The organism is Nonomuraea bangladeshensis (genome assembly GCF_039529455.1).
Lineage (GTDB): Bacteria > Actinomycetota > Actinomycetes > Streptosporangiales > Streptosporangiaceae > Nonomuraea > Nonomuraea bangladeshensis.
This window is the reverse complement of sequence record NZ_BAAAMV010000001.1, coordinates 378,972-403,733: the sequence shown is the minus strand read 5'-3', so window position 1 is coordinate 403,733 and position 24,762 is coordinate 378,972. Positions and strand designations below refer to the sequence as shown.

24 protein-coding genes are annotated in these 24,762 nt (G+C 72.1%); 9 read left to right on the top strand and 15 right to left on the bottom strand.

Annotated features, from left to right (window positions below; genetic code table 11):
- Positions 1–41: 41 nt before the first annotated feature.
- The 3 genes from ABD292_RS01735 to ABD292_RS01725 form a co-directional block, all read right to left on the bottom strand.
- Positions 42–932 carry an alpha/beta hydrolase family protein gene (locus ABD292_RS01735; RefSeq protein WP_371251045.1) on the bottom strand — a complete coding sequence of 297 codons (891 nt, stop codon included), beginning with the start codon at positions 930–932 and terminating at the stop codon, positions 42–44.
- 97 nt (positions 933–1,029) lie between these two features.
- On the bottom strand, positions 1,030–3,834 hold the full coding sequence (locus ABD292_RS01730) for a LuxR C-terminal-related transcriptional regulator (RefSeq protein ID WP_344204691.1): 2,805 nt from the start codon (positions 3,832–3,834) through the stop codon (positions 1,030–1,032).
- Between the two features lie 186 nt (positions 3,835–4,020).
- Positions 4,021–4,473 carry a winged helix-turn-helix transcriptional regulator gene (locus ABD292_RS01725; RefSeq protein ID WP_344204690.1) on the bottom strand — a complete coding sequence of 151 codons (453 nt, stop codon included), beginning with the start codon at positions 4,471–4,473 and terminating at the stop codon, positions 4,021–4,023.
- Between the two features lie 86 nt (positions 4,474–4,559).
- Here ABD292_RS01725 and ABD292_RS01720 point away from each other — a divergent pair, with 86 nt between their 5' ends.
- A complete protein-coding gene (locus tag ABD292_RS01720; RefSeq protein ID WP_344204689.1) occupies positions 4,560–5,789 on the top strand; it encodes an MFS transporter in 1,230 nt (409 codons plus the stop codon).
- Positions 5,790–5,793: 4 nt separating this feature from the next.
- Here ABD292_RS01720 and ABD292_RS01715 read toward each other — a convergent pair whose 3' ends face one another.
- Entirely contained in the window at positions 5,794–6,264 is a 471-nt protein-coding gene (locus ABD292_RS01715) for a lamin tail domain-containing protein (RefSeq protein WP_344204688.1), read from the bottom strand.
- A gap of 232 nt (positions 6,265–6,496) precedes the next feature.
- On the opposite strand from ABD292_RS01715, the gene ABD292_RS01710 reads away from it, so the two are divergent.
- Entirely contained in the window at positions 6,497–6,769 is a 273-nt protein-coding gene (locus tag ABD292_RS01710) for a hypothetical protein (protein WP_344204686.1), read from the top strand.
- Positions 6,766–7,035: a hypothetical protein gene (locus ABD292_RS01705; RefSeq protein WP_344204685.1), complete on the top strand. Its 270-nt coding sequence runs from the start codon at positions 6,766–6,768 to the stop codon at positions 7,033–7,035. Before ABD292_RS01710 ends, ABD292_RS01705 begins: the two co-directional genes overlap by 4 nt.
- Here ABD292_RS01705 and ABD292_RS01700 read toward each other — a convergent pair.
- The 8 genes from ABD292_RS01700 to ABD292_RS01665 form a co-directional block, all read right to left on the bottom strand.
- Positions 7,012–7,857: an FkbM family methyltransferase gene (locus tag ABD292_RS01700; protein ID WP_344204683.1), complete on the bottom strand. Its 846-nt coding sequence runs from the start codon at positions 7,855–7,857 to the stop codon at positions 7,012–7,014. The two genes, ABD292_RS01705 and ABD292_RS01700, sit on opposite strands and share 24 nt — an antisense overlap.
- 27 nt (positions 7,858–7,884) lie before the next feature.
- Positions 7,885–9,258 (bottom strand): hypothetical protein, encoded by a 1,374-nt coding sequence (locus ABD292_RS01695; protein WP_344204682.1) that lies wholly within the window; start codon positions 9,256–9,258, stop codon positions 7,885–7,887.
- Positions 9,259–9,471: 213 nt separating this feature from the next.
- Complete coding sequence (locus ABD292_RS01690) at positions 9,472–9,627, bottom strand: hypothetical protein (RefSeq protein ID WP_344204680.1); 156 nt, start codon at positions 9,625–9,627, stop codon at positions 9,472–9,474.
- Between the two features lie 62 nt (positions 9,628–9,689).
- Positions 9,690–10,664 carry a branched-chain amino acid ABC transporter permease gene (locus ABD292_RS01685; protein WP_344204678.1) on the bottom strand — a complete coding sequence of 325 codons (975 nt, stop codon included), beginning with the start codon at positions 10,662–10,664 and terminating at the stop codon, positions 9,690–9,692.
- Complete coding sequence (locus ABD292_RS01680) at positions 10,661–11,521, bottom strand: branched-chain amino acid ABC transporter permease (RefSeq protein ID WP_344204676.1); 861 nt, start codon at positions 11,519–11,521, stop codon at positions 10,661–10,663. The genes ABD292_RS01685 and ABD292_RS01680 overlap by 4 nt, the downstream gene beginning before the upstream one ends.
- On the bottom strand, positions 11,518–12,180 hold the full coding sequence (locus ABD292_RS01675) for an ABC transporter ATP-binding protein (protein ID WP_344204675.1): 663 nt from the start codon (positions 12,178–12,180) through the stop codon (positions 11,518–11,520). The genes ABD292_RS01680 and ABD292_RS01675 overlap by 4 nt, the downstream gene beginning before the upstream one ends.
- Positions 12,177–12,932: an ABC transporter ATP-binding protein gene (locus tag ABD292_RS01670; RefSeq protein ID WP_344204674.1), complete on the bottom strand. Its 756-nt coding sequence runs from the start codon at positions 12,930–12,932 to the stop codon at positions 12,177–12,179. Before ABD292_RS01670 ends, ABD292_RS01675 begins: the two co-directional genes overlap by 4 nt.
- 3 nt (positions 12,933–12,935) lie before the next feature.
- Positions 12,936–14,129: an ABC transporter substrate-binding protein gene (locus tag ABD292_RS01665; RefSeq protein WP_344204672.1), complete on the bottom strand. Its 1,194-nt coding sequence runs from the start codon at positions 14,127–14,129 to the stop codon at positions 12,936–12,938.
- Between the two features lie 89 nt (positions 14,130–14,218).
- On the opposite strand from ABD292_RS01665, the gene ABD292_RS01660 reads away from it, so the two are divergent.
- Both ABD292_RS01660 and ABD292_RS01655 read left to right on the top strand, forming a co-directional pair.
- Positions 14,219–15,076, top strand: coding sequence for a PaaX family transcriptional regulator (locus ABD292_RS01660; RefSeq protein ID WP_344204670.1), 858 nt, complete (start codon positions 14,219–14,221; stop codon positions 15,074–15,076).
- A 65-nt stretch (positions 15,077–15,141) separates the two neighbouring features.
- Entirely contained in the window at positions 15,142–16,575 is a 1,434-nt protein-coding gene (locus tag ABD292_RS01655; protein ID WP_344204669.1) for an acyl-CoA synthetase, read from the top strand.
- 6 nt (positions 16,576–16,581) lie between these two features.
- Here ABD292_RS01655 and ABD292_RS01650 read toward each other — a convergent pair whose 3' ends face one another.
- Positions 16,582–17,829: a Gfo/Idh/MocA family protein gene (locus ABD292_RS01650; RefSeq protein ID WP_344204667.1), complete on the bottom strand. Its 1,248-nt coding sequence runs from the start codon at positions 17,827–17,829 to the stop codon at positions 16,582–16,584.
- A gap of 72 nt (positions 17,830–17,901) precedes the next feature.
- On the opposite strand from ABD292_RS01650, the gene ABD292_RS01645 reads away from it, so the two are divergent.
- The 4 genes from ABD292_RS01645 (at position 17,902) to ABD292_RS01630 (ending at position 22,068) form a co-directional block, all read left to right on the top strand.
- Entirely contained in the window at positions 17,902–19,032 is a 1,131-nt protein-coding gene (locus tag ABD292_RS01645) for an ROK family transcriptional regulator (RefSeq protein ID WP_344204666.1), read from the top strand.
- Between the two features lie 70 nt (positions 19,033–19,102).
- On the top strand, positions 19,103–20,356 hold the full coding sequence (locus ABD292_RS01640; protein ID WP_344204665.1) for an ABC transporter substrate-binding protein: 1,254 nt from the start codon (positions 19,103–19,105) through the stop codon (positions 20,354–20,356).
- Between the two features lies 1 nt (position 20,357).
- Positions 20,358–21,260, top strand: coding sequence for a carbohydrate ABC transporter permease (locus ABD292_RS01635; RefSeq protein WP_344204664.1), 903 nt, complete (start codon positions 20,358–20,360; stop codon positions 21,258–21,260).
- Positions 21,253–22,068, top strand: coding sequence for a carbohydrate ABC transporter permease (locus ABD292_RS01630; protein ID WP_344204662.1), 816 nt, complete (start codon positions 21,253–21,255; stop codon positions 22,066–22,068). The genes ABD292_RS01635 and ABD292_RS01630 overlap by 8 nt, the downstream gene beginning before the upstream one ends.
- A 50-nt stretch (positions 22,069–22,118) precedes the next feature.
- Here the strand turns inward: ABD292_RS01630 and ABD292_RS01625 are convergent, their stop codons facing one another.
- Both ABD292_RS01625 and ABD292_RS01620 read right to left on the bottom strand, forming a co-directional pair.
- A complete protein-coding gene (locus tag ABD292_RS01625; protein ID WP_344204661.1) occupies positions 22,119–23,441 on the bottom strand; it encodes a glycoside hydrolase family 30 protein in 1,323 nt (440 codons plus the stop codon).
- A 112-nt stretch (positions 23,442–23,553) separates the two neighbouring features.
- Entirely contained in the window at positions 23,554–24,408 is an 855-nt protein-coding gene (locus ABD292_RS01620) for a hypothetical protein (RefSeq protein WP_344204660.1), read from the bottom strand.
- Between the last annotated feature and the right edge of the window lie 354 nt (positions 24,409–24,762).

Genomic DNA, 24,762 nt, shown 5'->3' with positions numbered 1-24,762 from the left:
GCCCCCGTCGCCGGGAGCGGCCGTCGTCGTTCTTCGGCGGGTCAGCCGTTCGGGCAGGTGTCGCGGTACTCGGAGATGGCGAGGCCGCGCGGGGCCGGGCAGAGGAACGGGTCGTAGCGGGTGTCGTCGTCCACCCAGCGCTTCAGCCAGGCCACCATCGACTTGGCCATGGTGGTGTTCGTGGTCTGCGGGAAGAAGTGGCTGGCGCCGGCCAGCTCCAGGTACGCCTTCTCGGACGAGGACGGGATGCTGGTGTAGAAGGGCTGGGAGTGGGTGGCGACCGGGGCGACGGTGTCCGCCTGACCGCCGATGATCATGGTGGGGACGCGGACGCCGCTCCACGACTTGGTGAGGTTCCACGGCGCGAGCGGCACGGCGGCCTGCAGCGACGGGCGGCTGTTCGCGGCTTCGAGCGTGCCGCCGCCGCCCATCGAGTGCCCGGCGACGGCCAGGCGTGAGCTGTCGATGCGGCTGCGGATCGTGGTCGAGCTGCGCTGCGTCAGGTAGTCGAGCGCGGCGAGGAGCTGACGGCCGCGGCTGGCGGGCTGGTCGTAGATCGTGTTGGTCTCGATGCCGATGACCACGAAGCCGTGCGAGGCGATCCGCGGGCCGAGCCAGGCCAGGCTGGCCCAGGTGGCGGTGTAGCCGGGGGAGATCGCGATCGCGCCGAACGTCCCCTGGCTGGTGTCCGTCGGGTAGTAGATCACGCCGCCGCCGAAGCCGCTGACGCTGAGCGAGGAGACGCTCTGCTGGGCGGTGGCGAACGGGCCGCGGCTCGCCTCCAGCAGGGAGTCCGTGGGGTTGGGGCCGCGCTCGTACGGGCTCGCGGCCTGAGCCGGCGCGGCGGTCGCGACGCCGCCGGCGGCGAGGGCGAGGGCGAGGGCGAGTTTGGTCAACGTTCGCGCGCCGCGGTGGGGGGTGGAGAGCTGCACGTCGTCATACTCCCTGCTCGTCGGGGGGTTACTGCCGTACCTCGTCATTGTTGGGAGCGGCAGTCAGGCGCGCATCGGTGTAATCACCGGTTCACGTTCAGGAAATGAACAGGCGGGTCAGCTCGACCCGCGAGCGTACGCCGAGCCGGCTGAAGATGTTGCGCAGGTGGTGCTCGACGGTGCGGCGGCTCAGGAAGAGCTGCTCGGCGATCTCCTTGTTGGTCGCGCCCCCGGCGACCATCCTGGCGATCTGGAGCTGCTGCGCGGTGAGGGGAGCGGCCGTGCCCGGGGCGGCGGCGGTGGGGTGGGTCGTGTCACCGGAGGCGCGCAGCTCGGCCCGCGCCTGGCCGGTCCACAGACGGGCGCCGTACCGTTCGAACGTCTCTAAGGCGGCGTGCAGATGGGTGCGGGCCGCGCCGGGGCGGCGCTCGCGGCGCAGCGCGCTCCCGTACAGCAGGCGGGTGCGGGCCGTCTCGAACTCGCACAACCCCTGCCCGTGCAGCTCCAGCGCCTCCAGGAACAGCTCGTCGCCCTCACCCGCCGGGGCGAGCAGCGCGCGGCAGCGGGCCACGAGAGCGCGCAAATCGGGGCTGCGGGTGCTGCCGACCCAGCGTTCGAGCACGCGCAGCGCGGCGGAGGCCCGCTCGCGGTCGCCGGTACGCGCGCACGCCTCGATCAGGTGCGGCGTCGCCATGACCCGGATGACGACGTGGCTGTTGCGGCGTTCGGCGCGCAGCCGCTGGGCGGCGTCGGCGGGGCGGCCGGCGGCCAGGTCGAGGTAGGCGAGCGCCCAGTTGCCGATCGCGCCCGCGAGGCCGAGGTCGTGGGCGTCGGCGAGGTCGATGGCGGCGTCGGCGCGTACCCGGCAGGCCTCCTGGTCGCCCTCCACGGCCGCGGTGATCGCGAGCCAGGCGAGGTGCTGGGCCGCCGTGTTGAGCTGCCCGGTCTCCTGCGCCAGGCGCAGCCCGCGGGCGGCGGTCTCGGCGAGCGAGGCGTAGCGGCCGGTCCAGTAGTCCGGGTAGATCATGTACTCCAGGAGCTGGGGGATCGCGGAGGCGACGCCCCGGACCCGGGCGGACTCGACGGCGCGCGCCGACAGGCGGTGGGCGATGGCGCCCTCGCCGAGCAGCATGCTGGCCACGCACGCCCAGACCAGCACGGACGGGTCCTGTACGGATCCGGCCAGCTCGACCACGCGCCGGAGCGGGCCCGCGGCCTCCTCGTGCGAGCCGCTGAGCGTGGCCGCCATGCCCGCCAGGTACTCGAACATCAGCTCCGTGGGGGCGCTCTCGTCCGGGCGGCGGAGCGCGGCGGCGTGGCGGGCGATCGCGATGAACGCCCTGATGTCGCCCGCGCGGTAGCTGGCGTCGGCGGCCCGGACCAGGGCGCGGACGCCGAGCATGCGCTGCTCGCCGTCCAGCAGCCGGCCGGCGGCGGCCAGCAGCTCCTCGCGGGCGCTGCCCGTCTCGCCGCCGAGCAGTTCGAGGCTGCCGCTCAGGAACTGTACGCGGCCACGCAGCTCGTCGGGCGGGGCGAGGCCGGGGGCGGGCAGGGCGCGCAGCCGGGCGAGGAGGGAACGGGCGGCCTGGGGGCGGCCGGAGGTCCAGGCGAGGCGGGCGGCGGCCGCCAGGCGCTCGGCCTTGAGCATGGGATGCGTGGTGAGGTCGGCGGCGCGTTCCAGCGCCAGGTACGGCTCCGGGTGGTCGTCCAGGGGGCGTGCGGCCAGGGCGGCGGCGGCCAGGTCGTCGGCGACGCGCGCGGCGGGGGCGTCCAGTGCCCATGACCGGTGCCAGGCCCGGCGCAGCCGCGTGCCGGAGGACGGGTCAGCGGTGTGGCGGGACGGGGGCTCGGTGAGCAGGGTGGCGAGAAGGCGGTGGGCGTGCCGGCGTTCGGACAGGGAGGCGTCCTGGTAGGCCACGGCGCGTACGGCCGGGTCGCGGAAGGCGTACCGGTCGCCGTCGGCGAGCAGGACCCCGGCCTGTTCGGCCGGTTCGAGCGCGGTCAGCGCGCAGGCGGGGCGGGCGGCCCGGAGGAGGGTGGCCACGTCCAGGGCGGGGTCGGCGGCGATCAGGAGCAGCAGGCGGCGGGTCTCGCGGGGGAGCGCGGCGAGCAGCGCGGCGTGCTCGCGCCACAGCCGGCCGCTTCGCGGGAGCGCCGTGGGCGGGGCGGCGGCCCCGGCGAGCTGGTCGGGGGTGAGCGAGCCGACGAGTTCGGTGAGCGCGAGCGGGTTGCCGCGGGCGACGGCGTCGAGGGCCGCGACCAGGTCTTCCGGCAGCCGCCGTTCGGGGGTCAGGTCGGCGGCCAGCTCCCGTACGGCGTCCTGCCCGAGCCCTCCGACGGCCCGCGCCGGCACCCCGTCGAGCCCGGACGGGGACCGGGCGGCGAACAGCAGGACGACGCGCGCCCGGCCCAGGCGGCGGGCCGCGAACGCGAGCGCGTCCCTGCTGGCCGCGTCGAGGCGGTCCACGTCGTCCACGCACGCGAGCACTGGGCTGTTGCCGGCGGCGACCGCCGACAGCAGCCCGAGCACGGCGGCGGGCAGCGCCAGGCCGGGAGCCGTCGTACCGCTCTCCAAAGCCTCCCGCAGAGCGCGGACCTGCGCCTCGGGAAGCCCGTCCGCCGCTGCGGCGATCGGGCCGAGCAGGCCGTGCAGCCCCGCGTACGGCAGCCGCGACTCCGCCGTCACACCGGACACCCGCAGCACCAGAAAATCGGGCGTGGCGCGGGCCACGGCCAGGTCGAGCAGCGCCGTCTTGCCGATGCCCGCCACGCCCGTCAGCAGCAGCGCGCCGCCCCGCCCGTCGCGGGCGTCGCCGAGCAGCCGCAGCAGCACGCTCTCCTCGTCGCCGCGCCCGCGCAGCAGGGGCAGGGGCAGGCGCGGATGATCCTGGCCCGATGACACGCCCACCAGTGTTACCCGGACATGTCATCTCTGAAAGGGCCCCCGGTCAGGAGGTTGGTGATTTCGGATATGCGTCGTCAGCGCAGGTGCTCCATCAGCTCACCTGACGGAGCTCGTGGACGGTGTCGCCGCAGGGGCACGTCCATGCCAGGGCTTGTCCGGCCGGGGCGACTGGCGCGGCTGGGCTCAGGCGGTTTTCCGGACGTGCGACGCCTCGGCGGAGAGCGGCGCGCCGTCCTGATCGAGTGGGTGGAGTTCGGGAAGCTTCCGCCCTCGGCCGTCGACGAGAACGGAGTGCGGCTCGTCCGGGGCGAAGGCGTGGCGCTCGCCCCATTGGCGCAGGGCGACGACGGCCGTGAAGAGGTCCTGCCCCGCCGCGGTGAGCCGGTAGGTGTGCCGTCTGCCGTCGGCGGTGGCGCTCTTGTCGAGGATGCCGTGCTCGACGAGTTTGCGGAGCCGGTCGGCGAGGATGTTGCGGGCGATCCCCAGCCGCTGATGGAACTCGGTGAAGGTCGTCGCCCCGTCCATCGCGTCGCGGATGATCAGCAGGCTCCATCGGTCGCCTATCAGGTCGACGGTCCGCGCGACCGGGCAGGCCGGGTCGGTCCAAGCGCCTCCTGCGGCGAGTGTGACGTCCACTGACCCCTCCGTAGATGAGTTGCAATCTGAAACCATTATGCCCTTATCCTGGATAGGTTGCATTTTGAAACCTATTGGAGGGTGATGTGCCGTCAGGATTGACCGGGAGGCAGCGGATCGTGCTCGCGCTGGTGTGCGCGGTGGCGGTGTCGACCATCTACGGCATCCAGCCGGTCCTCGAGGCCGCGGGCGAGGACCTCGGACTGGGGGAAGGAGCGCTGGGGTGGCTGGTCGCCGCCGGCCAGATGGGCTATCTCGCGGGGCTGGTGCTGCTCGTCCCGCTCGGCGACCTGTTCGACCGCCGCAGGCTCATCACGGTGCACCTGCTGCTCACCGCAGGAGGTGCGGGGGTGGCTGCCGCCGCACCCAGCGGTGGCATCGCGATCGCGGGCCTGGCCCTGGCCGGACTGTTCGCCGTGGTCGTCCAGATCACGGTGGCCTACGTCGCCGCCGTCTCACCGGCCGGCGTGCGGGGCCGCAACATCGGAGCGGTCACCTCGGGCGTGGTCATCGGGATACTCGGCGTACGGGTGGTGGCGGGCACACTGGGCGAGCTGACCGGCTGGCGCACGGTCTACCTCGTGATCGCCGGGTTCTGCGCGATGCTCGCGCTCGCCGCCCGCTTCACCCTGGAGGCCGACATCCGCCGCCCCCGAGCCCGGTACGGGCACCTGCTGTCATCGCTGGGTCGTCTGGTCGTCGGCGACCGGCTCTTCCTCAGCCGGGGACTGGTCGCGTTCTTCCTGTTCGCCTCTTTCGGCACGCTGTGGAGCGGACTGGCGCTCCCGCTCGGTGACGAGCCGTGGCACCTTGGCACCGGCGAGATCGGATTGTTCGGACTCGCCGGTCTGACCGGGGCGCTGGGCGCGGCCCGGGCCGGCCGATGGGCCGACCGGGGCCTGGCACCCTCGGTCACCGGCTGGTCGCTGGCCCTGCTCACGGTCTCCTGGCTGCTGATCGCTCAAGCGCGGTCATCGCTGTGGCCGCTGATCGCCGGCGTCATCGTCCTGGACTTCGCCGTGCAAGCCGTTCACGTCAGCAGCCAGCACCTGCTCACCACCGCCCGCCCCGACCGGAGCAGCAGCGTCATCGGCGCCTACATGGCCTTCTACTCCCTCGGCTCCGCGCTCGGTGCGATCACCACCACCTGGGCCTACAGCGCCATGGGATGGCCGGCCGCCAGCCTGCTCGGCGCGGCCTACGCCGCACTCGGGCTCCTCGTCGCCATCTCGACCCGACGTCTCACCGCTCTGCCTCCCGCCACGGCGGCAACATCCAGGTCGTCTCCGCCCCGGACGGGTTCCCGAAGTGGATGAGCGATCAACAGTCCTTGTAGGCGGTGCGGCTGCTGTTGTACGAGCACTTGTGGACGAGCCGGCCTCGGGCGTCGCGGAGGTATCCGGTGTCCTTGACCTGGTTCCAGATGTAGGCGAGGGTGCCGCCGCTCCGGCCCCAGTACAGCGTGGTGGCGGTGTCGCGGCCCCTGCCGGTCCGCAGGGTGACCGTCTTGCCCGCTTTGAGGGTGACATCGCCGAACGTGTAGACGTGGTCCGCTCGGGCCGTCTCGTCGCGGACGGTCCAGCCGCTGAGCTTGACCGCGCTCCGGCCGGTGTTCTTGATCTGTACGTACTCGCCGTTGAGGCTGCTGTTCGCGCCGAAGTCCGGTGAGCCGGGCGAGTCGTACCAGATCCGGGAGATCTTCACCGTGGGGGCGGCGGCCTGAGCGGGAGCCGCCGGCGTGAGAGCGACGGCGGCGGCCACCAGGGCGGCGACAGGGGCGACGAGGCGCACTTGTAATCCTTTGAGGTTTGATGTGCAGTTCGTGTGTATGACGCCTCATGAATGGCTGGCGTTCACGCCTCCCTCGCGGAAGATGCGCACCGCCTGTCGCGCCTGCGTCCCGGTGACCTCAGGGTGACAGGAAAGTCGCCGTTGACCTGCTGGGTTGCTGAGGTCGTGGCAGGGTAAAGGGCTTTAGGCTGGGGAAGTCGCGCCGTTCTCGGACAGGAAGAGCCGCCTGGGCATGAGAAACCGTACGTTGCGCCTTCCCGCCACCGCCGCCGCGGTCCAGGAGGCGGTCGAGCAAGCGGTCGCGGGAGAGGTCGTTCTCCTGGAGGACGGCCGTGAGGTGGTGGCCGCCATGGTTCCCTACGAGGTGGCCGCCGCAGGGATGAGCGCGCTCGCCGCGACCGAGGATGCCGCCGACCGGTTGCTGGGAGTGAGGTTGATCGCGGAGCTCGGCGCGGGGATGGAGACGATGCGGCTCGGTGACCTGCGGCGCGAGATCGCCCTGTGAAGGGTTACTACGAGATCCTGCTCGCCGCGCCCGCCGTGCGGGAGATCCGGGCGATTCACGCCGACGATCCGGTGGCGGCCAAGCACATCGTCGACTCGCTGGAATACCTCTCCACCGATCTGGAGTCCGGCGCGCTGCGGGTCATCGACGAGGGTGCGGGGGTGTTCAAGGCGGCGGTGGGTGACTTCGAGGCGTTGTGCTGGGTTCGGCGCGAGGAGATGGACGTGGTGATACTGACTGTTTCACGGCACCGTCAGCCAGCGTGAGGCGGCGTCCACGTTGACCTGCTCGGCGTAATCGAGGAATTCCTGTCGGCGGCCGATGCTTTCCGGCTCGGCGTAGATGTACGGGCACATGTCCGACGTCGTCATCTTCGATCGCTGATAGAGGGAGAAGTCGCACCACAGGTAGCCGTGGCGCGACAGTTGCCGCACCACTTCCTGTTTGATCCGTTCGCCGTACATCGAGTCGTGCATCTCGATCAGGATCGCCGGCTGATGGCGCCGGATCGTCTCGCTCGCGCCCGCCAGCGTCCTGCCCTCGTGCCCCTCGACATCGATCTTGATCAGCCGGACGGTCTCCTCGGACCGGGACGCGATGAGGTCGATCGGGAGCGCGTCCACGTCGCCCAGGAAGGCGCCGTAACCGTCCGGTCCACGGTGGAGCAAAGAGACCTCGCAGTCCGCGGGCACGGTGACCGGCTCGTCGAGGTCCAGGGTGCGGGTGCAGGGGCCGGCGACCACGTCGTAGGGGTCCCAGAGCCGCAGCCGCGCCGTGCGGTCGTGCGCCGCGACGGGCTGGACATCGATGTTGCCGATGCCGTTGAGCCGGACGTTCGTCCGCAGCGTGGTCAGGGCGGCCGGGTTCGGCTCGATGGCGATGACCTTCGCGAACGCCGCGGCCAGCCGGAGGGCGAAGTGCCCGACGTGCGCCCCGACGTCCACGAACGCCGCCCCCGTCCCGCCGAACGACCGGGCGAGCCGCCAGATGTCCTGCTCGTGCGGGCCCGGGCCGACGCGGTCGCCGCTGCCGGCCCTCACGGACCAGGTCAGCCCGTCGCGCTCGGCGAGAGGAGCTGCTGTGGACATCAGAACCTCCAGGAGAAGAATGCGGCCTCATCGGCTCGTGATCACTCTCATGTCGGAGGAGATCCAGCCTCGGTGCGGATAGAAGTCCCGCAGCTCGCGCGTGCGCGCGAACTTCGTGAAGAACACGAACTCCAGGTTGGCCCGCCGCAGCATGCTGTGCTTCGACTCCTCGCTCACCATCCCGCCGATGAGGGGCACGGCGTTGAAGGCCACTTCGGTGAGCGTGGACAGGCCGGTCGTGGCGAACCGTTCGGCCGCCCTGGCGAGCTTCGGCATCCTTCTGCGCAGGAAGATGCCGATCTTGGAGGGTTTCACCGTCAGGTGCGGGCGCGTCGATCGGATGTGGTCGCAGATGTGCTGCCAGTAGTCGGCCGCGCAGTCGGCCAGAGCGGCGGACAGCGCGTCGTCGGGGTCGCGGGTGTCGGGCAGTTCGAGGTACGACTGGATCTCGAACAGCTCTCTGGCCCGCCCGCGCAGCTCCAGGATCTCCTCGAAGCGCAGCATGGCGAGCAGGTCGGGTGACGGCCCTTCGACCATGCGATAGGCCGCCTCCACGAGTTCTTCCGCCCGCAACCGTGGGGTGGCGTCCCTCTGCTCGAACGGCCCATCGCTGAGTACGGCTTCGGCGAGGCCCTTGCCTGGGCCGGAGTCCCAGTCGGACCCCAGCAGCCGGGCGTTGAACGCGTTCGCGTGCGCGATCTCGTCGAAGAGGCCGTGGATCTGGATCAGCTGGTCGTTCACCGGAAGACCGGAATCGTGCAGCAACGCGAAGATCGGCGTGTGCGAGAAACGCGGCCTCGCGAGAATGGCGTCGTACCGTCTGCGCAGCTCGGCGGGCTGCTGGGACAGCAGGCCCGCGAGCACCGAGTCCGGCGAGTTCGCGGCGTCGCGGACCTGCCGCATGAATCCGTCCTTCGTCCGCGCGTAGTCGTAGCGGACGACGACGGAACCGTCGCCGGCGAGAACGCCGTCGAGCTCGGTGATCATCCGGTCGCGTGCCTGCGAGATCGGCGAGATGACCCAGCCCTTGCCGTCCGGGCTGTTCTTCTTCCAGCTCCCCAGCACGTCGGTCAGGGAGTCGCAGGGATCGAGCCGGTCCTCACGGTAGAGGTAGTTGTGCTCCCGGAGCCCGACCGCGACGACGCCCGCCGCGATGAGCTCTCTGAGGAGCCGGTAGAAGTTGCTCTCCCGCAGGTCGGACCTGCTGAAGTCGCCCACCACGCGGGGGTTGTCGACGAGCTGCGTGTCGTGCACGTAGACGCGCTCGTTGAAGAGCGCTCCGAAGACGAGCAGTGCGCGCAGTTGGATGGTCGAGCTGATGCCAGCCCATATGGGTTCCAAAGCGGCAAATTGCGACGTGGCGCGCAGGGCGTGGATGGAGCGGTCGTCGCCGCGCCTCATCGGACCAGCCTCACCTCTCAAGGGAAGCACAAGCGAGCGCCCCAGGGGAAGGATCGGCCCAGCGGGCGGAGGGTGTCCCGGATTTGGACGCCTGAATCAGCTCAAGCCGGCGCCTTGACCGTGTCCCAGAGGCCCGCGTCTGCGGTGAGGACGGGCCGGTCCAAGTGCCCAGCTCGATCAGGACGGTGTCGTCCAGCACGGAGCCGAACGGGATCAGCGGCCGGCCTCACGAGAGCGCAGTATCTGGATCGCTCGCTCGGTCTGCCGCTCAGCTCTGGCCATGCCCTCGGCGTCCTCTTCGGCCCGGGCGAGCACCTCCTGGTAGGCCAGCCGGGCGCGCACCGCATCGGGCCTGATGATCGTGGTCATGTCGGAAGTCATACCGGAAAACCGGTGGTCATGCGGTATGACGGGAGACGTGGAGTGCCAGGTCAGCGGGTCTGCACGGGGCGTTCCCTGGACAGCAGTCTTCTGATCGCCGGTACGAGGCCGTTCGGCAGGAAGAGGACCACGGCGATCAGGACGAGGGCGTACACCGCGTACGACAGCACGCCCGGCGCGTACGACGGCATCCCCGGCAGGTTCGCGAGCTGGTCCAGCCCTTGGACGAGGAGGGTGATGGCGGCCGCCCCCGCCACCGCCCCCCAGATCGTGCCGAGCCCGCCGACCACGGCCATGACGATGTACTGGATCGAGATCAGCACCGGGAACGACCCCGGCGCCACGTACCCGGTGTAGAAGCAGTAGATGCCCCCGGCGAGACCGGCGAAGGCGGCGGACAGGGCGAGGACGGCGAGCTTGTAGCGGCCCACCGGGATGCCGGACGAGGCGGCGGCGGTCTCGCTGGTGGCCAGGGCGCGCAGGGCGCGGCCGGGGCGGGAGGCGATGACGTTCCGCGTGACCAGCATGACGAGCGCCAGCCCGGCCCACGTCAGATACGCGTACGCGGTCACCCCGCCCGCCTCGAACGACCAGGCGGAGAACGGCGGGATGGCCTGCAGGCCGATGTCCCCGCCGGTGAATTCGAGCTGCCCGGCGAGGGAGAGCAGGATGAGCTGCATGGCGAGCGTGGCGAAGGCCAGGTGGTGGCCGCGCAGGCGCAGCAGCGGCAGGCCGACGACGAGGGCGAACGCGGCGGCCGCCACGGGCGCGGCGAGCAGGCCGAGCAGCGGCGGCAGGCCGTTCAGCGCGAGCAGCGCGGCCGTGTACGCGCCGAGCCCGTAGAAGGCGCCCTGCCCGAGCGAGACCTGCCCGGCGTACCCCATGAGCAGCGACACCCCGACCGTGACCATGGCGGCGAGGCCGAGCAGGACGTAGACGGCGAGTGCGCTGTCGTCGAGCACGGCGGGCAGCGCGAGCGTGACGGCGGCGGCGGCCAGCGGCCCCAGGGCGCGTCGGACGATCATGTCGGCTCCTGGGAGATCGCCGGGCGGCGGCCGGCCTGCACGATCATGACGACGAGCATCAGCCCGAGGGCGATCTCCAGCTGGTGGGAGCCGTAGCCGTAGCCGGCGGCCATGGTCTCGGCCACGCCCAGCAGCAGCGCGCCCCCCAGCGTGATCACCGGCCGGGTCAGCGCGCCGAACACGGCCGCGGCGAAGCCGTTGACGATGAGCGTGACGTCGGTGTCGAACGAGATCGGCCGCATCGGCGTCACCAGCACCCCGGCGAGGCCGCCGAGCAGCCCGCCCAGCGCGAACGCGAGCAGCCCCATCCGGCGCACGTCGATGCCGACGACGCGGGCGGCGTACGGGTTGGAGGCGCAGGCGGTGAGCGCCTTGCCCAGGTACGTCCGGCCGAAGAACAGCGCGAGCGCGACGAAGGCCACCGCCGTCACCGCGATCACCAGCAGGTGCTGGGTCTGGATCCGCGCCCCCGCGACGGTGACGGACCCGGCGAGGCCGGGCGCGGAGCGCGGCTGGTCGCCCCAGAGCACGATCTCCACCGCGTACGCCAGCACGCCCACGCCCAGCGTGACGATGAGCGACGACAGCGGCGTGGTCCCCGGCCGCCCGACGGCGGCGAGACCGGTCAGCAGCCCGGCGACGGCCGCCGCGAGCACGGCGGCCAGCTCGCTCGCGCCGTGCGGGAGGCCGAGCCCGAGCAGCGAGGACGCGCAGAGCCCCGCCACCACCGCGAACGTCCCCTGCGCGAAGTTCACCACCCCGGTCACCCGGTGGATGACGACCAGGCCGCTCGCGATGAGCGCGATCGCGCACCCGACCGCGAGCCCGTTCAGCAGGTAGGTGAGGAAGGCGCTCACGTGATCGCCCCGCCCAGGTAGGCGCCCGCCACGCGCGGGTCGCCGGCCAGCGCGGCCGACTCGCCTTCGGTGACCAGCCGGCCGGACTCCAGCACGTACGCCCGCCGGCACAGCTCGAAGGCCAGCCGGGCGTTCTGCTCGATGAGCAGCACCGCGAGGCCGCGCGTGCGGTTGAGCTCGGCCAGGTGCCGGGCGAGGCCGGCGGTCACGTTCGGGGCCAGGCCGAGCGACAGCTCGTCCACGACCAGCACGTCGGGCCGGGACATGAGGGCCCGCCCGAACGCCACCATCTGCTGCTCGCCGCCCGACAGCACGCCGGCCCGCCGGTCCGCCAGCTCGGCCAGCCGGGGGAGCACGTCGTAGACGGCGGACGGGTCGCGGACGCCGGAGCGCCAGCCGCCGAGCGCCAGGTTGTCGGCGACCGACAGGTCGGGGAAGAGCTGGCGGCCCTCGGGGATCAGCGCGAGCCGGCCGCCGACCGTGACCGTGCCGGAGGCGGGGCGCAGCAGCCCGGCGAGGGCGCCCGCGAGGGTGGACTTGCCCGCGCCGTTCGGGCCGAGCAGGGCGACCATCTCGCCCTCGGCGACGTTGAGGGTGACGCGGTCGAGCGCGGTCGCGGCGCCGTACGCGACGACGAGGTCCGTCACCTCGATCATCATGCGCTCTGTCCCAGGTAGGCGGCGAGGACGAGGGGGTCGTTCCTGACCTCGGCGGGCGGGCCGTCGGCGATGACCCGGCCGAGGTCGAGCACCACGATCCGGTCGGCGAGCCGGGTCACGAACGCCACGTCGTGCTCGACCAGCAGGATCGTCAGGCCGTCCGCGCGCAGCTCCTCCACCAGCTCCGCCAGCCGCTCGCGCTCCTGGCCGCGCAGCCCGGAGGCGGGCTCGTCGAGCAGCAGCAGCCGGGGCCGGGCGCACAGCGCGCGGGCGAGCTGGAGCGCCCGCTGCTGCCCGATCGGCAGCCGGTCGGCCGGCCGGTCCGCCCAGTCGGCCAGGCCGACCCGCTCCAGCGCGGCGTCGGCCCGCGCGGCGATCTCGCGCTCGTCGCGCCGGTGGCGGGGCAGCCGCAGCGCCGCCGCGACGAACCCGGCCGAGGTGCTGCCGTGCAGGCCGACCATGACGTTCTCGCGCACGGTCATGCCGCGGAAGACGCGGGCCGCCTGGAAGACGATCGACATGCCGAGCCTGGCCCGCCGGTGCGGGGCCAGCCGGTCCACCCGGCGGCCGAGGAAGGAGATCTCGCCCCGCTCGGCGGCCAGGTGGCCGGTGATGAGGTTGAACAGCGTGGACTTGCCGGCGCCGTTCGGGCCGATGACGGCGCAGACCTCGCCGTCCGCGACGTCGAGGGTGACGTCGCGGACGGCGTAGACGCCCCCGAAGGAACGCGAGACCCCCTGGACGGCCAGCACCCGCTACCCCAGCGCGCCGACGGTCTTGGCCAGTTGCTCGGCCGCCCACGGGGTCGGGACGAACGCGCCGTTCTTGACCGTGTTGACGGAGATGTACTCGGGGGAGAGCCCGGAGTGGTCGGTGGCGGAGTAGCGGAAGCGGCCGTTCGGCGTGACCAGGTCCATCGACTCCAGCGCCTGCCGCACCTTCTCCTTGTCGGTGCTGTTCGCCTTCCTGATCGCCTCGAACAGCAGCAGGCTCGCGCTGTAGCCGTCCTGGGCGAACTGCGGCGGCGGATAGCCGTGCTTCTGCCGGTACGGCCCCGCCATCTGCTCGATGACCTGCTTCTGCTTGCCGGCCGGGAGGTGCTCGCCGATGACGCCGATCGCGCTCTGCACGGTCATGCCCTCGGCCGCCGCGCCCATCGGCTCCAGCCACAGCTTGCTGGCCTGGGACGCGGTCAGGAACAGCGGCGTCTTGAGCCCGGAGGCGACGTACTGCTTGGCCGCGGTCACGCCGGGCGCGCCGGAGCCCCAGAACACCAGCGCCTCGGCGCGGGAGTCGCGCACGTGCTGGAACAGGGCGCTGAAGTCGGAGTTCGTGGTCTCGTACGGCTCGTCGACGGCGATCGTGACGCCGTACTTGCCGGCGAGCGCGGTCATCGCCTGGTGGCCGGAGACCGAGTACGCGCTCTTGGAGTCCCAGGCGACCGCGATGGTCTTGATGCCCTCGGCCTGGATGTACTGCAGGTAGCGCTCGGCGTACATGCTGGACAGGGCGGGGGTGACGAAGACGTACGACTTGATCGGCTCGACCTGCTCCTGCGCGGGCGCGAGCGACAGGTACGGCATCCTGTCGCGCTGCGCGAGCGGCTCGACCGCGAGCGCCGCGTTGGAGAAGACCGGCCCGATCAGCGCGTCGATGTCGCCCTTGATCTGGTTGTAGGCCACGATGCCCTGGTCGGGGGCGGTCTTGTCGTCGCGGGTGACCAGCTCGACCTTGCGCCCGAGCAGCCCGCCGGCCGCGTTGACCTGTTCGACCGCGAGCTCGACGGCCTTCTTGTCCTCGCTGCCGAGCGGCGTGTAGTTGCCGGTGAGCGAGACGATGAGCCCCACCTTGATCGGATCCCCGCCGCCGCCTCCGGAGCCTGAGCCGCCGGAGCCGCAGGCGGTCACGGCCAGGACCACGCCCATCAGGGCGGGCAGCACCTTGCGCATTCAGGACCTCCTGACTGCGATGAGGCCCTGAATGTAGGCAGGTACATTACGGCTGTCAAGAGAGTGCCCAAGATGTGGGGGAGGGGTCCATGCGGCCTCAGTCGGTGATGCTCACCTTTTTGGGGGATCACGTGTTTCGGCGCGGGATCTGCGTCTCCTCACGCAGCTTCATCGAGGCGTTCGCCAAGGTCGGCATCTCGGAGGAGGCCACCCGCTCGACCCTGACCCGCATGGTCCGGCGCGGCCTGCTGCGCCGCCGCCGCTCCGGCCGGCGCATGTACTTCGGGCTCACGCCCACCAGCGACGAGGTGCTGCGGGACGGCGAGCGGCGCATCTGGCACAGCGGGGTCGTCAACGACGCCTCGGAGGACCGCTGGACGCTGATCGGGTTCTCGCTGCCCGAGTCGTGGCAGCGGCAGCGGCACGAGCTGCGCTCCCGGCTCGTCTGGTCCGGCTTCGGGCCGCTGCAGAACGGCCTGTGGATCGCCCCCGGCGAGGTGGACGTGACGGAGGTGATCGACGACCTGCGCGCGGACCTGGGCGCGAACGTCAAGGTGTTCGCCGCCGAGCCGCGCCGCCCCACGGACATGCAGGCGCTGGTGCGGGAGGCGTACGACCTGGAGGGACTGGGCCGCCGCTACCGGGAGTTCCTGCGCCGCTGGGACCGGCCCGACCCCGCGCCGGAGGCCCCCGACGACCTGGCCCGCTCGCTGACGCTGCTGACCGGCTGGCTGCAGATCATCAGGACCGACCCCCGGCTGCCGCTGCGCCACCTGCCCGGCGACTGGCCGGCCGAGCAGGCCCAGCGGGTCTGCCACGCGCTGCACGAGCGGTTCAGGCCGGAGGCGACGGCGGTCGCGGAGCGGTTGCTCGACATCGTCCCCGACGACTCCCTGGCGGGTCTCGATCGCGGGCGGGACGGTGACAGCGATCACATCGTGGCCTAACTTGGGGCTGAGGAGGCCCGATGCGGAATCAGGGGATTGGCTCGTGGCCGGCGCGCAGGGCGAGGATGACGCCCGATCGGGTCGCGCTGTCGTTCCAGGGACGTGACCGCACCTACGGCGAGCTGCGGGAGCGCGTCCACCGGCTGGCCTCCGCCCTGGCGGGCGAGCTCGGCGTGCGGCGCGGCGACCGGGTCGCCTACCTCGGGCCGAACGAGCCCGCGCTGGTCGAGACGTTCTTCGCGGCGGGCCTGCTCGGGGCGGTGTTCGTGCCGCTCAACACCCGTCTGACCGTCCCCGAGCTGCGCTTCGTCCTGGAGGACGCCGACCCGGCCGCGCTGCTGCTGGGCTCCGGCCGAGACGGCGACGGGCTGCCCGGCCGGCACGTGCCGGCGGCGGCGTACGAGGACCTGCTCGCCACCGGCTCGGCCGCCCCGATCGACGAGCCGGTGAGCCGCGGCGACGTCTGCCTGATCATGTACACCTCGGGCACCACCGGCCGCCCCAAGGGCGCCATGCTCACCCACGGCAACCTCACCTGGAACGCGGTCAACCTGCTGGTCGACGTGCCGCTCGGGCCCGACGAGGTGACGCTGGTCAGCGCGCCGCTGTTCCACATCGCGGCGCTGGCCCAGACGCTGGTCCCGACCGTGCTCAAGGGCGGCCGGTGCGTCCTGGAGCCGTCGTTCGACGTGGAGCGCACGTTCGAGCTGGTCGAGCTCGAGCGGGTGACGGTGATGTTCGGGGTGCCGTCGATGTTCGGCATGCTCACGCGCTCGCCGCGCTGGGCCGGGGCCGACCTGTCGAGCCTGCGCCACCTGCTGTGCGGCGGCGCGCCGGTGCCGCTGCCGCTGATCCGGGCCTACCAGGAGCGCGGGCTGACGTTCCTCCAGGGGTACGGCATGACCGAGACCGCGCCCGGCGCGCTGTTCCTCGGGGCCGAGCGCTCGGTCGACAAGGCGGGGAGCGCCGGGGTGCCGTGCTTCTTCTCCGACGTCCGCCTCGTCGCGCCCGACGGCTCGCCCGCCGCTCCGGGCGAGCCCGGCGAGGTGTACGTCCAGGGCCCCAACGTCATGCCGGGCTACTGGCGCCGCCCCGAGGAGAGCGCGGAGGTGCTCGACGCGGACGGCTGGTTCCGCTCCGGCGACGTCGGGATCGCCGACGAGGACGGCTACGTGACCATCTCCGACCGCATCAAGGACGTGATCATCTCCGGCGGCGAGAACATCTACCCGGCCGAGGTCGAGAGCGTGCTCTACGGCCATCCCGCGGTCGCCGAGTGCGCGGTGATCGGCGTGCCCGACGAGCGCTGGGGCGAGGTGGGCAAGGCGCTCGTCGTGCCGCGGCCGGGCGCGGCGGCCGAGCCCGGCGACCTGCTGCGGCACCTGGACGGGCGGTTGGCCCGCTACAAGATCCCGAAATATCTGCAGATCGTGCCCGAGCTGCCCAAGAACGCGGCCGGAAAGCTGCTCAAGGCCCCGCTCAGGAAGATGTACGGATAGCAGCGCTCAGAGCGTGACGACCGTGCCGGTGAGGCGGGCCCGCTCGGCCGCCCACACCACCCGGTGCGTCATCAGGCTCTCGGCGCCGTCGGTGCTCAGCAGGGACGGATCGCCCGCGGCGACGGCGGCCAGGAACGCGTCGGCCAGCCCTTCGTCGCCCCCGCCGTGCCCGTCCGCCGCCGACGGGCCCGCCTGGCCGACCGTGTCCACGGTCTCCTCGCCGCCGGTGCGGAAGTCGACCACCCGCAGCGTGCGCCCGTCGCCCTCGATGTAGCCGTGGGTGCCGAACAGGCGGGTGCGGCGGTGCTCCACGGGCGTGAACGCGCTCATCGTGAACGAGCACGTCGCGCCGTCGTCGAACTCCATCGTCACCTCCTGGTGGTCCACGACGTCGTTGTCGCAGGCGTACACGCACCGCCCGTAAGGACCGGTGCGCAGCGCCTCGCGCACCTCCTCCTCGGTCCGGCCGGGCGTGACCGCCGACAGCGGCCAGAACTCCCGGTCGGGGTCGCCGAGGCAGCCGAGGTAGAGCCGCGGCGCCGAGTACGGGCAGGACGGCTCCAGCGGGCAGTCCAGGCACCGGTCCGCCGCCCCCTCGGGCCGCTCCTCGGGACGGAAGTGCGACAGCGAGCCGAACGACGACACCCGTGCGGGCGGCCTGCCGAACAGGTGCACCAGCCAGTCCACGTCGTGGCAGGCCTTGGCGAGCAGCATCGGCGCCGAGGTGTCCTGCCGCCGCCAGTGCCCGCGGACGAACGAGTGCGCCTGGTGCCACCACCCGACCGGCTCCAGGTGCTGGGCGCCGATCAGCCGCCCGATCCGCCCCTCGTCCAGCAGTTTCCTGACCGCCTGGGTGTAGGGCGTGTAGCGCAGCACGTGGCAGACCGCCAGCATGATGCCGTTGCGGCGGGCGGCCTCGGCGATCTCGGTCGCCTCGGGCTCGCTCGTCGCCATCGGCTTCTCCAGGAGAATGTGATAACCGAGGTCCGCCAGCGCGACCGCGGGCCCGGTGTGCAACTGGTCCTGGGTGGCCACGACCGCGGCGTCGGCCACCCGCCCGGCCGCCACGAGCTCCGTCCAGTCCGTGTGCGCCTGCCGGGGCTCCAGGCCGAACTCCGCCGCGAACGCGGCGCGCCGCTCCGGGTCGGGCTCGGCCACCGCCACCACGCGCCCCGCGCCCGTGGCGTGCGCGCGGCGCGCGTAGGTAAGCCCTCGCAGGCCGCCGCCCACGACGGCTAGAGTCACCTCAGTCATGGAACCTTCCCCGCTATATTTCATGGAGACCATCATTATTCGGCTCTGGACAGTCGACGGCAAGGGGGGCCGATGGCCGAGGACGTGAGCGGCGGCGACCTGTCGCGGCTCAGGCAGCTCAACGCGCTCGCCGTGATCAGGGCGCTGCAGGGGCGGCCGCCGCTGACGCTCACCGAGCTGGCCAGGCGCACCGGCCTGTCGCGCGCCTCCACCGAGGACGTGGCCCGCGAGCTGCTGCGCAAGGGCTGGCTGGCCGAGGCGGAGCCGGCGCCCGGCGGCGTGGGCCGCCCGGCCCGCCGCTACCGCTTCCGCGCCGAGGCCGGCCGGGTGCTCGGTCTCGACATCGGCGGGCACAACGTCCGCGCCACCCTCGCCGACCTGGACGGCGACGTCGCGTCCGCCGTCCGGGTCGCCGTCACGCCGGAGATGGGCCGCGCCGAGCGGCTGGAGGCGGTGGACCGGGCCGTGCTGGCCTGCCTGGAGCAGGCCGGGCTGACCGGCGCCGACGTGTGGGCGTCCGGCGTGGGCACCACCGGGCTGGTGGACGGCGCGGGCAAGGTCATGCTGTCGGAGGCGCTGCCCGAGTGGACCGGCGTCGACCTGGCCGCGCACGTGCGCCGGCTGGCCCCCGCACCCGTCCTGGTGGAGAACGACAGCAAGCTCGCGGCGCTCGCCGAGTGCTGGCGCGGCGTGGCCCGCTACGCCAAGGACATGGTGTTCCTGCTGGCCGGCCTGCGCACCGGCGCGGGCCTGGTGATCGACGGCAAGCTGCACCGGGGCTTCGCCGGCGCCTCGGGTGAGATCGGCGCGCTGCCCGCGCTCGGCTGGATCCGCGCCCAGGAGCACCTGGTCAAGGCCGCGGGCGGGGAGGCCGGCGACGTGTTCGCGGCGGCCAGGGCCGGCGAGCGGGCGGCGGTCACCGCCGTGCGCCGCTACGTCAGGGATCTCGCGCTCGGCGCGTCCGCGCTGGTCCTGGCGCTGGACCCGCAGATGGTCGTGGTCGGCGGCGGCTACTCGCGCTCGGCCGACGTGCTCATCGAGCCGCTGCGGCGCGAGCTCGACCGCTGGTGCATCCGCACGCCCGAGGTGCGCATGTCGGCGCTCGGCGACGAGGCCGTGGTGCTCGGGGCGGTGCGGCTGGCGCTCGACCACGTCGAGGAGCGCGTGCTCGACGGCCGCACACCGCTCGTGAGCCATCTGTAACAAAGGGCCCCTTGAAGAAAATTATCGTGGACTCCATGATTACTCCCACGTTCGAGGAGAGGACTGGGAGATGTGGAAGTCGGCACGGAGCGTCGTGGCGCTCCTTTGCACGGCGCTGCTCGCCTCCGCCTGCGCGGGTGGTGAGCAGGCCGGCACGGGCGCTCAGGCGCAGGGGAAGGTGACGCTGTCGTACGGCGTCTGGGACGCGACCCAGCAGGACGCGATGCGGGAACTGGCCGCCGAGTTCACCAAGACGCATCCGAACATCACCGTGAACGTCCAGCTCACCCCCTGGGCCGACTACTGGACCAAGCTCAAGGCCGCCGTCAGCGGCGGCGCCGCGCCCGACGTCTTCTGGATGAACGGCCCCAACTTCCAGCTCTACGCCTCCAACGGCGTGATCAAGCCGATCGAGGAGCAGGTCGACTCCTCCGTCTACCCCAAGGCGCTGGTCGACCTCTACACCTACGAGGGCAAGCTGTACGGCCTGCCCAAGGACATGGACACGGTCGGCGTCTGGTACAACAAGGAGCTCTTCGACGCGGCCAAGGTCGACTATCCCGCCGACGACTGGACCTGGGACGACTTCAAGAAGGCCGCCGCCAAGCTCACCGACCCCGCCAAGGGCGTCCACGCCATCGGCGCGCAGCTCACGAGTTTCCAGGAATACCAGTACAACACCATCTACCAGGCCGGCGGTCACGTCATCTCGCCCGACGGCAAGAAGTCCGGCTACGACGACCCCAAGACCATCGAGGGCCTGCGTTTCTGGACCGACCTCATCGCCGCCGGGCACTCGCCCGACCTCAAGACCATGACCGACACCGCGCCGCTGCAGCTCTTCGAGGCCGGCAAGCTCGCGATGTACTGGGGCGGCTCCTGGGACGTCGCCGAGTTCACCAAGAACGACTACACCAAGGACAAGGTGGACGTCGCCCCGCTGCCCAAGGGCGAGAAGCAGGCCACCATCATCCACGGCGTGGCCAACGTGATGTCCGCCAAGACCGAGCACCCGGCCGAGGCGTGGGAGTTCGTCAAGTTCCTCGGCTCGAAGCAGGCCGCCGACATCCTCGGCAAGAAGGGCCCGATCCCGGCCTACAACGGCACCCAGGACGACTGGGTGGCCGCCCACCCCGAGCTGAAGCTGAAGGTCTTCCTGGACGCGGTCGCGTACGCGGTGCCGTACCCCGTCTCCAAGAACACCGCCGCCTGGCAGGAGCAGGAGCTCACCCACCTGACCAAGGCGTGGACCGGCGAGGTGCCCGTCGAGAAGGCCGCCGCCGACCTCGCGGCAGGGATGAACGACCTGCTGGCCAAGGAGTGACGTGACCACGCGCAAGCCGAGGAGCGAGGCCCTGTGGGGGTACGCGTTCATCGCCCCCACAGGACTCGGGCTCGCGGTCTTCTACCTGTGGCCGGTGCTGCAGACCGCGTACTTCTCCTTCACCGAGTGGGGGGTGTTCGGCGGGCACACGTGGGTCGGGCTGGAGAACTACGCCCGCCTCGCCGCCGACCCCGAGGTGCGCCAGGCGGTGCTCAACACGGTCACCTACACCGTGCTCGGCCTGCTCGGCATCCCGGTCGCCATCGTGTTCGCCGCGCTGATGAACGTGCCGGGCCTGCGCGGCGCCGGGATCTACCGGACGGCGTTCTTCCTGCCCGTGGTGACCATGCCGGTCGCGGTCGCGATGTTGTGGCGCTGGCTCTACAACGGCGACTACGGCCTGGTCAACCAGGTGCTCGCGGTCGTCGGCATCGACGGCCCCAACTGGATCGCCGACCCGGACACCGCGTTGTACGCGCTGGTCGTCGTGGGCGTCTGGACCAGCGTCGGCTACAACCTCATCATCTTCCTCGCCGGGATGCAGGCCATCCCCAAGGAGACGTACGAGGCCGCCGCGCTGGACGGCGCGGGCCGCGTCAGGCAGTTCTTCTCGATCACGCTGCCGCTGCTGTCGCCGACCGCGTTCTTCATCTCCATCGTCTCGGTGATCGGCTCGCTGCAACTGTTCGACCTGGTCTTCGTCATGACCGGGTCGGGGCAGGCGGCGCGGGCCAACCCGGCCTACGGGCGGCTGCAGACCGTCGTGCAGCTCTTCTACGAGCGGGCCTTCGTCACCAACGACCGCGGCTACGCGGCGGCCGTCGTGATCGCGCTGCTCGTGCTCATCGCGGCGCTGACGATTCTGCAGTTCCGGCTCCAGCGCAGGTGGGTGCACTATGTCTAGACGCGGGCCGCTCGGGGTGCACGCGGTGCTCATCGCCTCCTCCCTGGCGATGGTGGCGCCGTTCGCCTGGCAGGTGATCACCTCGCTCAAGACGCTCAGCTCCGCGACCCGGGTGCCGCCGTCGCTGCTGCCCGAGGGGCGCTGGGACAACTACGCGAAGGTGTTCGAGCTGCTGCCGTTCGGCGAGCAGTTCCTCAACACCGCGGTCATGGCCGCGGGGCGGGTGGCCGGGCAGGTGCTGTTCTGCTCCATGGCCGCCTACGCCTTCGCCCGGCTGCGCTTCCCCGGCAAGAACGTGCTGTTCGCGGTGTTCCTGTCGGTGCTCATGGTGCCGCCGCAGCTCTTCGTGATCCCGCAGTACCAGATCATGTCCGGGCTCGGCTGGCTCAACAGCCTCCAGGCGATCATCGTGCCCGGCCTGTTCAGCGCGTTCGGCGTGTTCCTGCTGCGGCAGTTCTTCCTCGCGCTGCCGCGCGAGCTGGAGGAGGCGGCCCGCCTCGACGGGGCGGGGCCGGTGCGGATCTACTGGTCGATCATGCTGCCGCTGGCCCGACCCGGGCTGGTCGCGCTGGCCGTGCTGTGCCTGCTGTGGGCGTGGAACGACCTGTTCTGGCCGCTCGTGGTCAACACCGATCCCGAGAAGATGACGCTGTCGGCGGGGCTCGCCTCGCTCCAGGGGCAGTACCAGACGGACTACCCGGTGCTCATGGCCGGCTCGCTCATCGCGTCGCTGCCGGTGATCGCCGTCTTCGTCTTCCTGCAGCGTCAGTTCATCCAGGGCATCGCCCACACGGGCAGCAAGGGCTGAGTGTTGCGGCGAGGGCCCGGGGGACCCGAGTCCGGGCCCTCGCCGGTCCGTCAGCGGACGACGACCGTGGTCAGCGTCCGCGGCTGCAGGGTCACCGTGCGGCCGGCCACCGGTGACGGGGTGAGGGAGTTGTCGTTGTTCGTGACGTACGCGGTGGCCCGGCCAGGCACGCCCTTCCAGGCGACCGCGGCCGTGCCCGTGTTGAGCACCTCGATCACCCGGGAGCCGTCCGGGTTGCGGAAGGCCGACACCTTCAGCGCCGGGTCGGCCGCCGAGGCGCCGACCCGGACCGCGCCCGGCCTGATGAACCTGCTGTAGGCGGCCAGGGCCCACAGGCGCTTCGACACGCTGTACGTCTTCGCCACGTCGTCGATCTGCAGCAGCGCCCTGGTCGCGCCGCGCGACGCGCCGAGCCAGTAGACGTAGCCGCTGACCTGCCCGAGCGTGAGCGCGTCATGGACGGCCGAGGCGATCGTGAAGCCGTCGAAGCCGCTGCCGTCGTCCCAGGCGGTGTTCCAGCGGTCGCCGTTCGGGTTCCACTCCGACATCCACGTTCTGCGGCCGGTCGGCAGCGGCGCGTCCACGGGGCTGGCGTAGGTGTGGCCGGTGTGCGTCTTCACCCAGCGGCGGGCCTCGGGGTCGGCCTCGATCGCCGCCGTGTACGCCTTGGCCTCGTTCCAGCCGAAGGAGTCGCAGCACGCCACGTCGACGTCGCGCGCGATCGGCCCGAGCACCTTGACGAACTCGGCGGCCTGCTCCGGGGTGAAGCGCATGGAGGCGTACGTGGCCGTCCAGTCGGGCTCGTTGGTGAAGCCCAGGTCGGTGATCCTGATGCCCTCCTTGGCGTAGAACTTCGTGTACGCCACCAGGTAGTTCGCGTAGGCCCGCTGCCACTCGGGCAGCAGGGTGCCGCCGTTCTTGTCGTCGCCGTTGTCCTTCATGTAGCCGGGGGCGCTCCATGCGTCGGCGAAGAAGCGCCGCACGCCGTAGCGCTGGGCCTCCTTGGCCACCCAGACCTGGCTGTTGTCGTCGCCGTCCCACACGTATTTCGGCGGGGCGTCCGGGCCGCCGGGGTTCTCCGGCTGGATGGAGACCATGTGGTCGTACGGGCTGCCGGCCGGGGAGGAGCCGATGCCGAGGCGCAGGATGCTCAGCCCGGCGCCCTTCTTGCGGTCGAACCACAGGTCGAGGATCTCCCGCTGCTGCTCGGCAGGCAGGGCCTTGAGCAGCTCGTTGCGGCGGAAGGCCTGCGAGATGCCGAAGCCGTCGATCTGCTGGTGGCGTACGTGCTCGTCCAGGGTGACGGCCGGGGGCGGCGCGGGGTGGACAGGGTGGAGGCCGAGCAGGGCGATCGCGACAATCCCGCGTAACATGGCGACTCCGAAAGTTTCGGACATATGGCGATATGTTTCACCGATCCGCCCGGAACGCTAGATGTCGCAAACACCTCCCGTCAACACCCATCTCATGGTTTTGGGGTCGCGGTCAGATCTGGTCCGGGCGCCACGCCGGAAGGTCGTACCGCTTCGCGACCGTCCGCCAGGCGTCGGCGAAGCGGGCCTTCGCCTTCCGCGCGTCCTCCGAGCGGGCCAGGCCGCGCCGGTAGTCACGGTCCTCGGCCACCGGGCCCGAGCAGTCGCCGGCGAGGTGGCGGCGCGCCCAGGACAGGAACGCGGCATCGGCGTCGAACGAGGCGTCCAGCGCGGCCACCAGGGACTTCCGCAGGGCGGCCCCGTCCGGGAGCGCGTCCACGGCGAGCGCGCGGGCGGCGGCGAGCTGGTCGCGGCGGCCCGCCGTGATGTCCACGATCCTGTCCAGGCCGCTGCGGCGGCACTGGGAGGTGGCGACGATGGCGTCGGTGAGACCGGAATGGGAGGCGTTGCTACTGGCCAGCACGTCGTTCATGGCTCGCGCCTGCGCGGTGGCGGGCCCGGTGGGTCGGGAGGGCTGGGCGGGACCGTCGGATTGGTCAGGTCGGGCGGACTGGGCGGGTTCGGTGGGCTGTGCGGATGGGGCGGCTTCGGCGGACCGGGCGGGCTGGGCCGGCTGTGCGGATTCGGTGGGTTCGTTGGGTTCGTCGGATGCCGTGGGTTCCGCCGGGTCGTCGGATGCCCTGGGCTCGGCCGATGCCGTGGGTGCGGCGGGCGCGGTCGCGCCGGGAGCCGCGGCCCCCTCGCCCGGCTGGGACGCGATGGTGCTGGAGTCCCCAGCACCGATCACCGGCCGCGGGGCGGCCCCTCCCTCCGTGACCACCCACCAGGTGAGCGCCGCCGCGACCAGCGCCGCAACCAGGCTCACCAGCACGGACGCCCGCCGCCACCACCCTCGCTGCCCCTCCACCGGCTCCTCGGCCTCGCGGGGATCGTCCGGAGGCGCGCCCCCATCAGCCTGCCCGAGACCAGGCGCGGCCGGCCGGGCCTCGAACAGCCCGGACCGAGGCGCCCCTTGGAAGGGGTACGGACCCGGCCGAGGCGAGCCGGCCCGCGACGGGCCGAGGCCGCCCGCCAAGGGCCGAGTTCCAGGCGGTGACGGCTCCACCGACGGCGTGCCGGACCGAGGCCCGCCCGCCCCGGAGGCGCGCGGCCCAGACGGGGGCGGCCCGGACAGGGGCGGCCCGAACCAACGGGGGTCGTAGGGTTCAGGCGGCGGGGGCGGTCCGGGGCGGCGGGGGCTGGGCGGGGGCGGGCCGGGGCG

Coding starts and splice junctions, on each gene's coding strand:
- ABD292_RS01710 (WP_344204686.1), top strand. CDS start 6,497: ATGAGAAACCGTACGTTGCGCCTTCCCGCCACCGCCGCCGCGGTCCAG.
- ABD292_RS01640 (WP_344204665.1), top strand. CDS start 19,103: ATGTGGAAGTCGGCACGGAGCGTCGTGGCGCTCCTTTGCACGGCGCTG.
- ABD292_RS01625 (WP_344204661.1), bottom strand. CDS start 23,441: ATGTTACGCGGGATTGTCGCGATCGCCCTGCTCGGCCTCCACCCTGTC.
- ABD292_RS01660 (WP_344204670.1), top strand. CDS start 14,219: ATGCGGCCTCAGTCGGTGATGCTCACCTTTTTGGGGGATCACGTGTTT.
- ABD292_RS01665 (WP_344204672.1), bottom strand. CDS start 14,129: ATGCGCAAGGTGCTGCCCGCCCTGATGGGCGTGGTCCTGGCCGTGACC.
- ABD292_RS01700 (WP_344204683.1), bottom strand. CDS start 7,857: ATGTCCACAGCAGCTCCTCTCGCCGAGCGCGACGGGCTGACCTGGTCC.
- ABD292_RS01685 (WP_344204678.1), bottom strand. CDS start 10,664: ATGATCGTCCGACGCGCCCTGGGGCCGCTGGCCGCCGCCGCCGTCACG.
- ABD292_RS01695 (WP_344204682.1), bottom strand. CDS start 9,258: ATGAGGCGCGGCGACGACCGCTCCATCCACGCCCTGCGCGCCACGTCG.
- ABD292_RS01675 (WP_344204675.1), bottom strand. CDS start 12,180: ATGATGATCGAGGTGACGGACCTCGTCGTCGCGTACGGCGCCGCGACC.
- ABD292_RS01655 (WP_344204669.1), top strand. CDS start 15,142: ATGACGCCCGATCGGGTCGCGCTGTCGTTCCAGGGACGTGACCGCACC.
- ABD292_RS01630 (WP_344204662.1), top strand. CDS start 21,253: ATGTCTAGACGCGGGCCGCTCGGGGTGCACGCGGTGCTCATCGCCTCC.
- ABD292_RS01645 (WP_344204666.1), top strand. CDS start 17,902: ATGGCCGAGGACGTGAGCGGCGGCGACCTGTCGCGGCTCAGGCAGCTC.
- ABD292_RS01650 (WP_344204667.1), bottom strand. CDS start 17,829: ATGACTGAGGTGACTCTAGCCGTCGTGGGCGGCGGCCTGCGAGGGCTT.
- ABD292_RS01690 (WP_344204680.1), bottom strand. CDS start 9,627: ATGACCACGATCATCAGGCCCGATGCGGTGCGCGCCCGGCTGGCCTAC.